At 73.3% G+C, this 14247-nt stretch carries 14 protein-coding genes, 1 tRNA gene and 2 pseudogenes; 8 read left to right on the forward strand and 9 right to left on the reverse strand.

Annotated features, from left to right (window positions below; genetic code table 11):
* The 3 genes and pseudogenes from HUW36_RS12570 to HUW36_RS12580 all read right to left on the reverse strand — a co-directional run.
* A pseudogene (locus HUW36_RS12570) lies at positions 1-615 on the reverse strand (glycosyltransferase family 9 protein); the annotation flags it as partial.
* A 73-nt stretch (positions 616-688) separates the two neighbouring features.
* On the reverse strand, positions 689-1216 hold the full coding sequence (locus HUW36_RS12575) for an Hsp20/alpha crystallin family protein (protein ID WP_174528321.1): 528 nt from the start codon (positions 1214-1216) through the stop codon (positions 689-691).
* A complete protein-coding gene (locus tag HUW36_RS12580; protein WP_174528322.1) occupies positions 1213-1719 on the reverse strand; it encodes a DUF2231 domain-containing protein in 507 nt (168 codons plus the stop codon). Before HUW36_RS12580 ends, HUW36_RS12575 begins: the two co-directional genes overlap by 4 nt.
* Before the next feature lie 167 nt (positions 1720-1886).
* Here HUW36_RS12580 and HUW36_RS12585 point away from each other — a divergent pair, with 167 nt between their 5' ends.
* The gene (locus HUW36_RS12585) at positions 1887-2507 is read left to right on the forward strand and encodes a pyridoxamine 5'-phosphate oxidase family protein (protein WP_174528323.1); all 621 of its coding nucleotides are present in this window, start codon (positions 1887-1889) and stop codon (positions 2505-2507) included.
* A gap of 1 nt (position 2508) precedes the next feature.
* Here the strand turns inward: HUW36_RS12585 and HUW36_RS12590 are convergent, their stop codons facing one another.
* Entirely contained in the window at positions 2509-4701 is a 2193-nt protein-coding gene (locus HUW36_RS12590) for an acyltransferase family protein (protein ID WP_174528324.1), read from the reverse strand.
* A 166-nt stretch (positions 4702-4867) separates the two neighbouring features.
* Here HUW36_RS12590 and HUW36_RS12595 point away from each other — a divergent pair.
* Positions 4868-5314: pseudogene (locus HUW36_RS12595) on the forward strand (SRPBCC family protein); the annotation flags it as partial.
* Between the two features lie 282 nt (positions 5315-5596).
* Positions 5597-6511 carry a Nif3-like dinuclear metal center hexameric protein gene (locus HUW36_RS12600; protein WP_174528326.1) on the forward strand — a complete coding sequence of 305 codons (915 nt, stop codon included), beginning with the start codon at positions 5597-5599 and terminating at the stop codon, positions 6509-6511.
* A 4-nt stretch (positions 6512-6515) separates the two neighbouring features.
* Here the strand turns inward: HUW36_RS12600 and HUW36_RS12605 are convergent, their stop codons facing one another.
* Positions 6516-7472, reverse strand: a complete 957-nt coding sequence (locus tag HUW36_RS12605; RefSeq protein WP_174528327.1) for an SDR family NAD(P)-dependent oxidoreductase — start codon at positions 7470-7472, stop codon at positions 6516-6518.
* Between the two features lie 86 nt (positions 7473-7558).
* On the opposite strand from HUW36_RS12605, the gene HUW36_RS12610 reads away from it, so the two are divergent.
* On the forward strand, positions 7559-8461 hold the full coding sequence (locus tag HUW36_RS12610) for an AraC family transcriptional regulator (RefSeq protein ID WP_174528328.1): 903 nt from the start codon (positions 7559-7561) through the stop codon (positions 8459-8461).
* Between the two features lie 18 nt (positions 8462-8479).
* On the opposite strand, the gene HUW36_RS12615 is transcribed toward HUW36_RS12610, so the two are convergent.
* Entirely contained in the window at positions 8480-9022 is a 543-nt protein-coding gene (locus tag HUW36_RS12615; RefSeq protein WP_174528329.1) for a hypothetical protein, read from the reverse strand.
* A gap of 78 nt (positions 9023-9100) precedes the next feature.
* Complete coding sequence (locus tag HUW36_RS12620) at positions 9101-9478, reverse strand: hypothetical protein (RefSeq protein ID WP_174528319.1); 378 nt, start codon at positions 9476-9478, stop codon at positions 9101-9103.
* A gap of 155 nt (positions 9479-9633) precedes the next feature.
* Between HUW36_RS12620 and HUW36_RS12625 the strand changes: the two genes are divergently transcribed.
* The 3 genes from HUW36_RS12625 to HUW36_RS12635 all read left to right on the forward strand — a co-directional run bounded on the left by HUW36_RS12625 (position 9634) and on the right by HUW36_RS12635 (position 10997).
* A complete protein-coding gene (locus tag HUW36_RS12625) occupies positions 9634-9993 on the forward strand; it encodes a hypothetical protein (protein ID WP_174528320.1) in 360 nt (119 codons plus the stop codon).
* An 82-nt stretch (positions 9994-10075) separates the two neighbouring features.
* Entirely contained in the window at positions 10076-10291 is a 216-nt protein-coding gene (locus tag HUW36_RS12630) for a hypothetical protein (RefSeq protein ID WP_174528330.1), read from the forward strand.
* A 76-nt stretch (positions 10292-10367) separates the two neighbouring features.
* Entirely contained in the window at positions 10368-10997 is a 630-nt protein-coding gene (locus HUW36_RS12635) for a VOC family protein (protein ID WP_217428802.1), read from the forward strand.
* Between the two features lie 95 nt (positions 10998-11092).
* Here the strand turns inward: HUW36_RS12635 and HUW36_RS12640 are convergent.
* Positions 11093-11166 (reverse strand) — tRNA-Thr (locus tag HUW36_RS12640).
* A gap of 131 nt (positions 11167-11297) precedes the next feature.
* Here HUW36_RS12640 and HUW36_RS12645 point away from each other — a divergent pair.
* On the forward strand, positions 11298-13031 hold the full coding sequence (locus tag HUW36_RS12645) for a metallophosphoesterase family protein (RefSeq protein ID WP_174528332.1): 1734 nt from the start codon (positions 11298-11300) through the stop codon (positions 13029-13031).
* 30 nt (positions 13032-13061) lie between these two features.
* On the opposite strand, the gene HUW36_RS12650 is transcribed toward HUW36_RS12645, so the two are convergent.
* A complete protein-coding gene (locus tag HUW36_RS12650) occupies positions 13062-13907 on the reverse strand; it encodes a PSP1 domain-containing protein (protein WP_174528333.1) in 846 nt (281 codons plus the stop codon).
* Between the last annotated feature and the right edge of the window lie 340 nt (positions 13908-14247).

Below are 14247 nucleotides of genomic sequence, written 5' to 3' on the forward strand. Positions count from 1 at the left end.
GTGCAGCGCCACCCGGGGGCGCGTGGGCGCGCCGAGCACCTCGGCGGCCTCGGCCCGGTCGGCGCCGGTCACCGCAAGCGCCGGGGTGATCGTGGTGGCCGGCGCCCCGACCAGGGCGGCCACCTCCAGATAGCGGATCACCTCGTGCTGGTAGTAGACGTAGCGCAGCCAGCGGTCCAGCGGTGGCGCGCCGTCCGCCCGCAGCCCGGCGGTCACCCGGGCGCCGAGCCCGGCGACGAACGGGTTCGAGTTGGCTCCGCCGCCGTGCACCTGCAGCGCCAGGTCGAACCGTTCGGCCCGGGCGGCGGCGAGGAACTCCGCCGTCTCCGCCGGTGTCTCGTCCGGGCCGGGGTCACGGAGGCCGGGCGCCGGCGGCACCACCAGCACCCGGTCCACCGGGCCGGGCCGGTCGCGCCAGAGCGCCGCGTGCCACGGCGCGCCGAGCAGCACGATCTCCGCCGACGGGTACGCGGCCCGCAGCGCGTCCAGCGCCGGCAGCACGAAGATGAAGTCGCCGAGCGCGTTGGCGCGCAGCACGGCGATCCGCTCGACGTCCGGCACCCGCTCGCCGACCGGGCCGAGGACCGACGGCTCCGGGTCGCGGTGCGGCGACAGACGCGCCGAGCTGGAGCCGTCGGACGACGGTTCCGGGTCGCGGTGCGGCGACGACGGGCTGGTCACGCGACCCCTACGGCCTGTCGATCTCGTCGACGGTGGTGTCCGGGTGGTGCAGTTCCCGGTCCGCGGCCGGGTCGGCCGGGCTCGACGTACGGCCGGAGGTCGCGCGCGGGCCGGTACGGCCGACGGTGATGGTGCGCGGCGCGGGCCGGGCCGCCCGGGGCAGGTGCACCCGCAGCAGGCCGTGGTCCATCACCGCGTCGATCCGCTCCGGGTCCACCCGCGACGGCAGGTCGACGCGGTACTCGAAGCCCCGGGTGGTGAACCCGCCGGGGATGCCCTGGTCGGCGTTGACCTCGGCCTCCGACCGGGCGCGGACGCACAGCTCGCGGTCGTCCAGCTCGACGGCCACCTCCTCGGGCGCCACGCCGGGCAGCCGGACGACCACCTCCCAGCCGTCGGCGACCTCGGCCATCTCCACGTCCGGGGTGCCGGAGCGGCCGCCGACCAGCCGGCTCAACTCGGAGCGCAGCGACTGCAACTCGCCCATCGGGTCCCAACCCTGCTGGCGTCCCCGCCAGCCCCGCTGTTCCGTCATCGCACGTCTCCGATCCGCTGGGTGGCCGAGGAGGGTCGCAGCGAGCTGGACGCGTTGAGGTCGTGCTCCGGGTCGACGCCGACGCCGAGCCGGTCGACCAGTTCCCCGCCGAGCCACGCGCTGATACCGAGGATCGCCACCGCGACCACCTCGATCGCGAACAGCGCACCGCCGGCCGCCCGGGAGTCCGCGTTGAGCCGGACCGCCCAGACGGCGGCGAAGAGCAGGATCACCGCCACGTTGGCGGCGGCGTGGGTGAGCCCGACCCGCTTGGCGCGGGTGCCGGTGGGCAGGGCGAGCAGGTCGAAGGCGCCGGCCGCCGCGGCCAGCAGGCCGCCGATCAGCCCGACGGTGATGTTCCAGTACGCGACCTCGCCGAGGAAGTCCGGCCCGCCCACGACGTCGATCAGGTCGAAGATCACCGCGGTCACCAGGAGGCCGACCGGGAACATCACGAGCATCGGGTGCACGGGATGGCCGAGCACCTTGAGTCGGCTCTCCATCGCGGTCTCCATCCGTCGCGTCCGGACACGCGCTGCGATCCGGTCCCTACCCGCCGGATGCGGGGGCAAACCCGGCGCTCGACGCGTTCTCCTAGGCTGACCCTGACGGATCCCGGCCCGTCGCGGGCCGGAACCGTCGTCAAGGTCAACGGACGGGGGAGGAAGACGTGACGACACGGGAGATCACCAGTGCCGAGGAACTGCGCGACCTGTTGGGCGCACCGACGGGCCGGGCGGTGACGAAGGAGCGCCGTACGCTGCACCCCCGCGACCGGGAGTGGCTGGCCGCCTCGCCGTTCTGCCTGATCGCCACCGCCGGCGCGGACGGCAGCTGCGACGTCTCACCGAAGGGTGACCCGCCCGGCTTCGCGCTGGTGCTCGACGACACCACAGTCGCCATTCCGGAGCGACCGGGCAACCGGCGCGCCGACGGCTACCGCAACATCCTGGCCAACCCGCACGTCGGGCTGATCTTCCTGATCCCCGGTCGCACCGACACGCTGCGGATCAACGGCCGGGCCCGGCTGGTCGCCGACGCGCCCTGGTTCGCCGACATGGAGGTCAAGGGCCACCGGCCGGTGCTCGCCGTCGAGGTGGCGATCGAGCAGATCTTCTACCACTGCGCGAAGGCGTTCCTCCGCTCCGCGCTGTGGCGGCCGGAGACCTGGCAGCCGGACGCGCTCCCGTCCCGGCCCCGGCTGGTCAAGGAGGTCGAGGCGGTGACGGAGAGCCTGGCCGACCTGGAACGGCACTACGGCCCGGACTACGCCCGCAAGCTCTACGCCTGAGTCACTTCTTCGGCGCGAAGACCACCGGCACCCCGACGTCGGACAGGGCCCGGGCGAGGTGCGGCGCGGTGGTCTTCACGTACGCCGCGCCGATGTGCGAGCCACCCCGGTAGATCAGCACGTTGCCGAAGACCACCGGGCACTTGTCGGTCGGGCAGATCGCGTCGAACAGGTCGATCATCTTGACCTTGGGGGCCCCGGCCACCGCCTGCCGCTGCATCCGGTAGGCCGGGTCCTGGTCGTGGCGCTTGCGGTCGAACGCGCAGGCGGACAGGCGCTTGCGGTTCTTGTCGGCGCACGGCACCGCCGCGCCCGGGCCGGGGTTGTTGGCCAGGACGATCACCTTGGAGCCGACCGCGTCCAGCGCCTTCCACGAGGACCGGACACCCGCGACCATCGCCTCCACCGACGCCTCCTTGCCGGACGCGTCGAAGGCCCGGGACGCGCCCTGCGAGGTCACCACGTAGTCGGGGCGCAGGTCGACCAGCTTGCGCAGCAGCGACCGGTTCCACTCGATGCAGTCCGTGTACGGCTTGCTGGGGTCGTCGGCCCTGATCGCGGGCGCGCTGGTGAACGGGCACGACGCCTTGGCGGCGATCACGATCTTCCAGTCGTTCTGCGCGGCGAGGACCTGGAACGCCGGCAGCCACTGGTCCATCTTGGAATCGCCCACCAGGGCGACCGTGGTGGCGCCGTTCGGGTTGCCGTAGGTGCAGGACAGCACCTCGGCCCCGTCGACCTGCTGGAAGCACTTGTCCCGGTTGGTGTCGGGCACGTCCATGAAGCCCTGCCGGATCTGGAGCGGATCCGGCGTGATCACGTCGAACCGCTCCGGTACCGGGCCGATCGGGGCGGTGCCGGGCGCGGTGGACAGCAACGCGGCGCCCGGCGCGTAGGCGGTCCGGTTCGTCGTGGCGGCGGCCGCCCACGCGCCGGTCAGCAGCAGGGCCAGGCCGGCGCAGATGCCGGCCAGGGTGAAGTTGCCGCCGAGGCTCAGCGCCAGGCGCGGCGAGGTGGAGATCTTCCGGGAGTAGCGGAGCGGGTTCTCCACCAGCCGGAAGGTGAGCCAGGCGGGCACCACCGAGGCGAGCGCCACCAGCAGGCCCCGCTTCAACGACAGGTCCCCCCAGTACGCCTCCGCCACCACCAGCATCGGCCAGTGCCACAGGTAGAGCGAGTAGGACAGGTCACCGATCCACCGGAACGGCAGCGTGCCCAGCACCACGACCGGTCCCCGCGAGCCCGCCGCCGCGCCGGCCGCGATCACCGCCGCCGCGCCGAGCGTGGGCAGCGCGGCCGCGTAGCCGGGCCACTCCGTCTTCGCGCTGACCAGCAGCGCCGCCGCCACGATCGCGGCGAGACCGAGCCAGCCCAGGACGACCGCCACCGTACGGGGCATCCGCGCCGCCCGGACCGCGAGCAGCGCGACGGCCGCGCCGATGGCGAGTTCCCACAGGCGGGTGGTGGAGACGAAGAACGCGCGCGCCGGGGAGTTCGCCGTCTCGACGATCGACCAGACGAACGACGGCACCGCCAGTACCGCGAGACCGATCCAGAGGACCGGGCGGACGTTGCCGCGCCGCAGCTTCCGCGCCGCGACGATCGCCAGCACGATCAACAGCGGCCAGAGCAGGTAGAACTGCTCCTCCACGGCGAGCGACCAGAAGTGCTGCACCGGTGAGGTGACGGCGTTGTCGGCCGCCAGGTAGTCGACCGCCCGGTCGGCGAACCGCCAGTTCACCACGTAGATCGCGGCGGCGGCGATGTCACCGCCGATGACCTGCCAGTCGCCCCGGGGCACGAACAGCCGGACCGCCACCGCGGTGGCCGCCAGCACCACCGTCGCGGCGGGCAGGATCCGCTTCGCCCGGCGCGCGTAGAAGCCGAGCAGGGAGACCCGGCCGGTGCGTTCGATCTCGGTGACGAGCTGCCCGGTGATCAGGAAGCCGGAGATCACGAAGAAGACGTCGACGCCGACGAAGCCGCCCGGGAGCGACGACAGCCCGGCGTGGTAGAGCAGGACCAGCCCGACGGCCACCGCGCGGAGCCCGGCGACGTCCGCCCGGAACCGGCTGGGCGTCGCCTCGCGTCGCGGCTCGGGGCCGGTCGGTGCGCCCGCCCCGGGTGCCGGGACACCCGGCCCGTCGATGGGGAAACTTTCCCGGGCGGCTTTCGTCAACTCCGGGGAAGTCATCGCGATCCTCGCACTCTGGGGGCCCTGGCCAGGGAACGATAGCGGCTCGCCAGGTGCGTGGGCAATCGTGGCCGACGTCGTGCCGGACGATCGCCGATCGCCCGGTTAGGCCGGATCTGCGGGGGTACCGATTCCGATGCAGACGACGGAACGACAAGGAGTGGTCATGACCAGGAAGGTCGAGAGGTCCATCGACGTCGACGTGCCGGTCACCACCGCGTACAACCAGTGGACCCAGTTCGAGGAGTTCCCGCGGTTCATGGGGGGCGTGCGCGAGGTGCGCCAGTTGGACGACCGGCGGACGCACTGGGTCGCCGAGATCGCGGGCGTCCAGCGCGAATGGGACGCGACGATCGTCGAGCAGGTGCCGGACCGCACGGTGGCCTGGGCGGCCACCGACGGCACCACCAACGCGGGCACGGTCCGCTTCGCGCCGCTCGACACCGGCCGCACCCAGGTCCACCTCCTGCTGGAGTACGAGCCGGAGGGGCTGGTCGAGCAGGCCGGCGAGAAGCTGCACCTGGTGGACCGGCAGGCCGAGTCCGACCTGGCGCGGTTCAAGGAGTACATCGAGGGCCGGCAGGTGGAGTCCGGCGGGTGGCGCGGCACGATCGCGCCGGGCGGCATCCCCGACCCCTCCGAGGAGGCCGACCTGCCCGACCCGGCGGCACGGCACCGGGCGGACACCGACGAGGAACCGCCGCCGGAGACCGGGCCGGAGGACGTGACGGCGTTGATCCCGACCCCGCGGGACGCCGACGGTCCGCGATAGACCTTTCTTCCTCCCTGCCGGAGTGGGCCCGGTGGGCCGGCCGCGTGGCCGTGCCCACCGGGCCCGCTTCGTTCCGCGTATCACGCTTGCCGCCCCCCGCGGCGGGCGGCGAGACTCCGGGGCGTGGATCTCGACCGGATCGTCGCCGCCCTGGACAGCCTGTTCGCCCTCGACACGGCGCCGCCGGACGTCGCGATGTCCCGCCACCTGCCCCGCGTCCACGACGAGGTCGGCACCGACTGGCGGAGCTTCGTCGAGCCCCGCTTCGCCGAGCGCTTCAACGGGCTGATGCGGCGCGGACGGCCCGACGTCGCAGCCGTGTACGGCGCCTGCTTCCCGTCGGCCGAGGTGCTCGACGCCTGGCTGGCCGTGGCCCAGCCGGGTGACCTGCTGGTCACCCACCACCCCGTCGACGTCCGCAACGGCTCCCCGGAGGACGACACCTGGGCGGAGGGCTTCGTACCGATCGACCCGGCGCGGCTGCGGGCCGTCGCCGAACGCGGCCTCTCCATGTACTCCTGTCATGCGCCGATGGACGTCTCGCTGCGGGTCGGGACGGCCGCCGCCGTGGTGGAGGCGCTGGACGGCACCGTCGTCGACCGGTTCTGGCCGTACGGCGACGGCCACGCCGGACTGGTGGCCGACGTCCCGCCGGTCAGCTCCGCCGCGCTCGTGCGGCGGGCGCGGGAGCTGTTCGGCGTGACCACCGTCGAGGTCGAGGGCGCCGACCGGGACGTCGTGAGCCGGGTGGCGGTGGTCGGCGGCATCGGCGACCACGTCGAGCAGATGGCGCTCGCCGAGCGACTCGGCGCGCAGGCGTACCTCACCGGCGAGCTGCACGTCCGGATCGAGGGCGAGTACGGGCGGAGCAAGTTCGCCGCCGTGCGGGCCTTCGCCGCCACCACCGGCATGACCCTGATCGGGGTCTCCCACGCGGCCAGCGAGCACCTGGTCGTCGAGACCCAGTTGCGTCGCTGGTTCGCCGACGAGCTCGGGCTCACGCTGCATCCGATCCGGGAACCGCGCTGGTGGCGGTGACCGGTCAGCGGCGGCCGGCGAGCACCGCCTCCGCGTACTCCCAGAGCCGGTCGGCGGCGGCCGGGTCGACGGCGTGGGCGGCCACCCCGCCGGTCGCCTCCGGACCGCCGGCGACCACGTCGGCCTCCTGGTTGTCGTCGAAGTAGCGACCGGTGACGCCTTCGACCAGCGGCGACGCGGCGAGCAGCACGGACGTCGCCGCCCCCTGGGCGGCCGTCTTGTAGTAGGGCTGCTCGATGCGGTTGCCCGCCTCGTCCATCGCCCCGAAGGCGCGCAGCGTCTGGTCGTCCATGTGGCGCTGGAGGTTCGTGGTGATGAAGCCCGGGTTCAACGCGTTGGCGGTGATCCCGTCGCCGCCCCACCGGCGGGCGATGCCCACCGCGAGCAGGACCTCGGCGGTCTTCGACCGGCCGTACGCGGCCCAGGTGTCGTACGGCTGCCGCTCGAACTGCGGGTCGGCGAAGTCGAACGCCTCCCGCAGGTGCGCCCCGGAGCTGACCAGCACCACCCGGGCCGACCCGGCCGCCCGCAGGTGCGGGTGCAGGCCCCGGGCGAGGGCGAAGTGGCCCAGGTAGTTGGTGGCCAACTGGAGTTCCCACCCCTCGGCGGTGAGCTGCCGGGCGGGGATCGCCATCACCCCCGCGTTGGCGACCAACGCGTGCAGGGGGCCGTCCCAGCCGGCGAGGAACGCGTCCACCGAGCTCAGGTCCGCCAGGTCGAGCGCGGCGGCGTGGACGCGGCCGGCGAACTCCGCCACCAGCGGCTCCGCCCGGGCCGGGTCACGGGTGGCGACCGTGACCTCCGCGCCGGCGCCGGCAAGCGCCCGGACCGTCTCGGTGCCGATACCGGAGGCTCCGCCCGTCACGATCATCCGGCGGCCGGTGAGGTCGACGCCGTCGAGGATCTCGGCCGCCGTGGTGCGGGCCGTGAACGGGGTGCTCAGTCGGATGGTCTCTGTCATGACCTCCACGCTAGGAGCGGGGCCACTGGACTGTCCGTACTCTGGAATCCGCCACTCTTTAGCGAGCGTCCAGGGAGGGAGGTCGCGTGGATCCGCTGGACGACGTGCTCGCGCTGCTCGGCACGACGAGCCGGGTCTCGGCCGCCCTGACCGCCGGCGGGCGCTGGGCGGTGCGCTTCGACCCGCCGGCCGGGGTCAAGTTCAACGCCGTACGGCGCGGACGCTGCCTGCTGCGGACGGACACCGCGCCCGAGCCGGTGCCGCTCGACACGGGCGACTGCTTCCTGCTCACCCGGCCGGTCGGCTACACCCTGGCCAGCGACCCCGACGTGCCGGCCGAACCGGCCGGGCCGATCTTCCGAGCGGCGGCCGGCGGGCCGGCCCGGGTCGGCGCGGGCGACGAGGTCCTGCTGGTCGGTGGCGCGTTCTCCTTCACCGACCGCTCCCGTGACCTGCTGCTGGACAGCCTTCCACAGGTCATCCACGTGCCCGCGACGACGCCGGAGGCGGAAACCGTCAGGTGGGCGGTCGGGGAGATCGACGCCGAACTCCGCCAGGGTCGCCCCGGCGGCCGGCTGGTCGCCGACCACCTCGCGCTGGTCATGCTGATCCGGATCCTGCGCCTGCACCTCGACCGGGGAACCCCGTCCGGCTGGCTGGCCGGCCTGACCGATCCCGTGGTGGCACCGGCCCTGCGGGCGATGCACGCCCACCCGGAACGGCCGTGGACGGTGGCGGCGGTGGCCCGCTCCGCCGCGGTGTCCCGCTCGACCCTGGCCGCCCGGTTCAAGCGGGTGGTCGGGTGCGGCCCGCTGGAATACCTCACCGGGTGGCGGATCGAGCTGGCCGCCGACCGGCTCCGCCGCTCCGAGGACACCGTGGCCACCGTCGCCCGCGCGGTCGGGTACGGCTCGGAGAGCGCGCTGAGCGTGGCGTTCAAGCGGGTCACCGGGCTCTCCCCGCGGGCGTACCGGAACCGGACAGCCTGACGCCCGCCGAGGTCCGCTCTACCTGGTCTGCTCCAGGGCAGCCCGGGCCGCGTCGACGAAGGAGTCCCGGCGCCTCGCCCGCTCCTCGATCGCGGTCCGCCGCTGGCGCCCGTGGACGTCGGCCGGCGGATCGCCGGCCGACTCCGGGGCGGCCCCGCCGACCATTCGCCGCAGCTCACGGGACTCGTCGTTGATGCTCGCAGTGACCAGTTCCGCCTCCCGGGCGACCTCCTGCGGCCCTTCGAGCAGGACGATGTTGTACGCCTCGTCGAGACCGCGCAGCGCCTGGTACGTCTCCCCGTGGCCCGCCGCACTCTCCTGCCGCCAGTTCCGGTCGAGGCTCCGGTACGCCTGGTCGCATGCGCCGAGGAACCCGACGTACGCGTCCCGGCGACGCTGCGCCCTCGCCGTCGCCCGCTGCTCGGCCCGCTCCTCCCGAGCCCCCGTGAGATGGCTCGTGACCTGGCGACGGGCGGCCCACGCACCGATCACCCCGGTCATGCCGGCCGCGGCCAGAGTGGACATCGAGGTGATCAGCGCTACGGCGACCGTGTCCTGCACGCCATCCATGATCGCCCATCGGGCGGGCACCGCGACGTCTGCCCCGTCGTAGCCTCCGACCCTCGACCGGCGCGGCGCTCAGCCCGATCGGGCGACCCAGTAGGTCTGCTTGTGGCCCCGGGCCTCCATCCGCGCCGCCGTCGAGTCCGCCTCCGCCCGGCTGGCGTGCCGGGAGACCTCGTACCGGTTGCCGTTGTCGTCCTGCCGCCACACCGTCCACCCCTCGTGCCGGTCCGCCGACGGCGGCGCGGGCGGGGGCCAGATCGGGACGAACGCGTCCTCCGGCCAGTCCGGCGGCACCTTCCGGCTGACCGTCATGAACACCGGGCCGTGCGGGGTGTCGACGCGCCAGTTCTCCCACTGGTCCAGGTCGTGCGACGCGAACCGGGCCAGCAACCGCACCAGTTCCCGGACCTCCGCGTCGGTCAGCGGCCCGCCCGGATCCACGCTCTCCATGCGGCCACGATCCCAGATCACGCCGACCTGCGTCGATACGGTCGATCCGGCTGCCGCTCGCCGCCGGCCCGACCCTCAACCGGGCAGAAGCCGCCTACACTGGCCGTGATCCGACCCGTCGGGAGTACGCAATGAGCCTCGACATCGCCGTGTGGGTGCCGAACGACGCCGCCTACGCCGGCCGGGTCGTCGTGGCGGATCCGCCGGGAACCAGTACGGCGGTGGGCGCCGAGAGCTTTCGCCATCAGCTGTGGGGTTCGGCAGCCGCCCGGCGGCTCGGCGCGACGTTCCTGCCGCAGTTGGCGGACGTCACCGTCGAGAATCGCGGGAATCTCCAGGTCTCACCGGCTCAGCTCGACGCCTTCGAGCAGGAGTGCGCGCTCCTGGCGGAGAACGTCGCTCACCTGTCCGCCGCGACCGGATACGACGCGGACCGGATCCTCCGATACCTGACCATCATGCGGCACGCCGTGACGCGCGCCAGGGCGGTCGGTGGCGGCGTCGTCATCTGGTAACCCTGTCCCGCACGAGGTTGCCGCTCCTGTCCTCCGGGTAGGTGTCGAACGTGGACGCGACGGGACAACGGAGGGGACAGACATGCCAGCTGGTCGGACCACCATGCAGGTCCGCGGGGTGCTCCTCCTCGTCGTCTCGGGTCTGCTGGCCGTCGGGTCGGCCCTGATGATCCTGAACGCCGACGGCAACGTCACCGCCTACGTCGTCTGCGGCGCGATCCTGCTGCTGGCGGTGTACGTCGTCATCAGCGCGCTCCTGCGCTGGAAGCAGGCGACGAACCCGCAGGGCCAACGGTGACCGCGCAGGCATGTCCGACCAGCGTCCGCGCCGCACGGGCCCCCCGGCCCGCGTCGCCCCTGTCAGCTTCGCCGGCGTGACTGCGCAGATCACCGCCGGGCAGTTCCACGAGGCCGACGGTGTCGAGGACTGGCGATCCCTCTACCACGTGGTCTCGGCCTGTTTCCGGACCGCTTCGCTGGCCGAGGGAACAGCGCTCGTCGATGCGATCGGTCAGCTCGCCGGCGAGGCCGAGCAGCAGTACCTGAGCATCGACCTACGCCCCGCCGGCGTCACCGTGTCCCTGTCCCGGCGCGACATCGGGCTGGCCCGCCGGATCTCGGCCGCCGCCAGGGCACTGGACATCCCCGCCGACCCGACCGCCGTGCAGCTCGTCAACGTCACCCTCGACGTACTCGTCGGCGCGAAGGTGCTGCCGTTCTGGCGCGCGCTGCTCGGCTACCGCCAGATCGGCGACGACTACCTGGCCGACCCGGCACGCCGCGGCCCCGGCATCGGGGTGCAGCAGATGGACGCGGCGCGTCCCCAGCGCAACCGCATGCACCTCGACGTCGCCGTCCCGCACGAGCAGGCCGAGGCCCGCGTCGCCGCCGCCCTGGCCGCGGGCGGCCACCTCGTCTCCGACGCGCACGCGCCGAGGTGGTGGATCCTCGCTGACGCCGAGGGCAACGAGGCATGCGTCGCCACCTGGCTCGGCCGCGAATAGCACCGTTCCGAACACCTGCCCGGCACGCTCGCCGGCGAGGTTGTCGACCTTGAAAAACGGCGAAGCCCAGGTCGATGACCTGGGCTTCTTCACCGAGCCGCCTGACGGAATCGAACCGTCGACCTACGCATTACGAGTGCGTCGCTCTAGCCGACTGAGCTAAGGCGGCAACGATCGTCAAGTGTACGGCACGCCCCGCCGGAAGCCGAACGGGATACCCCCACGCCAGAACCGGACATCGGGCACATCTGCCCGAGTACGGGAGAGACTTCCCGTCCGGACCGGACTACCCTGCGGCGGGTGACCGAGGATCACGAGCCACCCCGACCGTCCCCCGCGGCACACCCGGGCGAACGGGCCTCCCGCCGCCCGCTGAGCATGGACCCCCGGGAGCTGGGCTTCACCCCGCGCCCGCCCGTGCCCTGGCTCGCCCCACTGCTGTTGATCAGCACCGGCCTGCGGACGCTGCTCGCCATGCTGTTCGGGGCGTACCTGGACAAGCGTGAGCTGCAGAACGCCTTCGGCGACGACACGTTCCGGCAGGTCGGGCCGGACGGCGGGCTCTGGCTCGACTACGTGGCCGACCTGGGTGACGGTTTCGACGCCACCTACTCGGTCGCGTACCTGCTGGCGCAGCCGGAGCTGACGGTGGACGGGCACCGGCTGCCCCGCGCGCAGACGCTGGTGATGGGCGGCGACCAGGTCTACCCGTCGGCGGGCTACGAGGCGTACGAGGACCGGTGCAAGGGCCCCTACCAGGCCGCGATGCCGGTCGCCCCGCCGGAGCGGCCGACGCTCTTCGCGGTGCCGGGCAACCACGACTGGTACGACGGTCTCACCGCGTTCCTGCGGCTGTTCGTACGCTCCCGGGACCGGCACTTCGCCGGCTGGGGCACCGGCCAGTCCCGCTCGTACTTCGCTGTCGAACTGCCGGCGGACTGGTGGCTGCTCGGCCTCGACGACCAGTCCGGGTCGTACCTGGACGATCCGCAGCTGACCTACTTCGACCAGGTCGCCCGCAAGCTCACCCCCCGGTCCAAGGTGATCCTGGCGGTGCCGGCGCCGACGTGGGTCAAGGCCGCCGACCACCCCAACGCGTACGACTCGATCGACTACTTCATCCGTACCATCGTCGCGCCCACCGGGGCGCAGGTACGGGTGCTGGTCTCCGGCGACCTGCACCACTACGCCCGCTACGCCGGCCCGGAACGGCAGCTCATCACCTGCGGTGGCGGCGGTGCCTACCTCTACCCGACCCACCACCTGCCGGAGCGGTTGGAGGTGCCGCCGCGCGACACGCTCACCCGGCGCGCCAGCCGCACCCGCGAGTACGACCTGGCGGCCCGCTACCCGGACCGGGCCCGTTCCCGGCGGTACGGCTGGGGCATCTTCGGCCGGCTGCCGTTCCGGAACCCGGGCTTCACCACCCTGCTCGGCACGGTGCACACGCTGCTCATGCTGGCCATGGCCGGGGTGGTCGCCCAGCGGGCCGACTCCACCGCGCAGCGGCTGTTCAGCGTCCCGCTGGTGATCATGCTGCTGGTGACGTTGCTGGGCGCGGCGTTCTTCGCCAAGCCACCCAGCGCGGGCGGGAAGCGGCACGCCCGGCACTGGATCCTCGGCGTGACGCACGGGGTGGCCCAGGTGGCGCTGGCCGCCGGTGGCACCTGGCTCTGGCTGCACCTGCCGTTCTACGACTGGCCGTGGCCGTTGCCGGCGGTCGCCGCGGTCGTCCTGTACGGCCCGGCGAGCGGACTGGTCGCCAGCCAGGTCGTGGCGCTCTACCTGCTGGTGGCGGGCGCGTTCGGGGTGAACCTGAATGAGCTGTTCGCCGCCCAGGGCATCGAGGACTCGAAGGCGTTCCTCCGGTTCCGGATCGACCCGGACGGCAGCCTGACCATCTATCCGATCGCGCTGGACCGGGTGGCCCACACCTGGCAGCTCAACCCGGACGACTCCCCGACCGCACCCTGGCTGACCCCGAAGACTCCGCTGACCCCCCGCCTGGCCGAACCCCCCGTCACGCTCCGCTGACCGGGCGCCGTCCCGGAGGCGAGGGGGAGGTCAGGAGGGGGTGTCGTAGTGCTGGTCGTGGGCCTGGCGGGGAGCGCAGACGGAGGCGCGGCTGCACTGGCAGCGGGACCCGTCCGCGTCCAGCCGGACCGTCACCGCGTCCCGCGGGACGCTGTGGCCGACCACCTTGCCCTCACCCTCAGGGGTGGAGACGCGGCTGCCGATCGCCGGGGCGGACTCCTGGAACCGCTGGTAGAGCGGGTGCTCGTACTTCAGGCAGCACATCAGCCGCCCGCAGGCGCCGGAGATCCGCAGCGGGTTGAGCGGCAGGTCCTGGTCCTTCGCCATCCGGATCGTCACCGGCTCGAAGTCGGTGAGGAAGGTGGCGCAGCACAGGTCGCGCCCGCAGGAGCCGATGCCGCCCTGCACCCGCGCCGAGTCCCGGGCGGAGAGCTGCCGCAACTCGACCCGGCAGTGCAGCGTCGCGCCCAGGTCGCGCACCAGCGAGCGGAAGTCCACCCGGTGCGGCGCGGTGAAGTAGATCGTGGTGCGGTCGCTGCCGCTCTCCGGCGTGGCGAGGACGTGGTCGACGGCGACCACCTTCATCGGCAGGCCGTGCTCGCGGATCAGCCGCTTGGCGGCCACCTTCGCCTCGGCCTTGCGCCGGCGCAGCAGCTCGTCGCGGCGCATGTCGTCGTCGCCGGCGAGCCCGGCCAGCCTGGGGAAGCCCTCGGTGTCCTCGCTGACCCACTGCGCGGCCCAGACGCACTCGGCCACCTCGGGCCCCTCGTCGGTGGGCACCAGCACCCGGTCGCCCACCTGCGGACGCAGCTCGCCCGGGTCCAGGTAGTAGAGGCGCCCGTACCGGTTGAAGCTGACCGCGCAGAGCATGCCCATGCGCCCCACCCTACGCGGAGGTACGCCGACCGGTCGCCGTCCGGTCACCCGGCGCAGCGATCCATCCCGATCGACCCGACCGAAGCGCCTCCCGCGCCTCGCCCGGACGGTTGAATCCTGGGCCGGGCGCGGGACAAACGCCTGTCGACCGCGTTGAGTGAAGGCATACCTGCGGGGGGTGCAGGGGAAGGCCACGGCGTCGCCGCCGGTGCCCGGCCACGGCCGGATCGGCGCGCGACGCCGTGGACCGTCAGTGGCCGATCCGGGTGGTGCCGCCGTAGCGCGGCGCGGCGGCGGCCCGGTCCCGCCAGGTCGTCTCGGCCAGGCTCGGCCCCCACTG

Source organism: Micromonospora maritima (assembly GCF_902825405.1).
Taxonomy (GTDB): domain Bacteria; phylum Actinomycetota; class Actinomycetes; order Mycobacteriales; family Micromonosporaceae; genus Micromonospora; species Micromonospora maritima.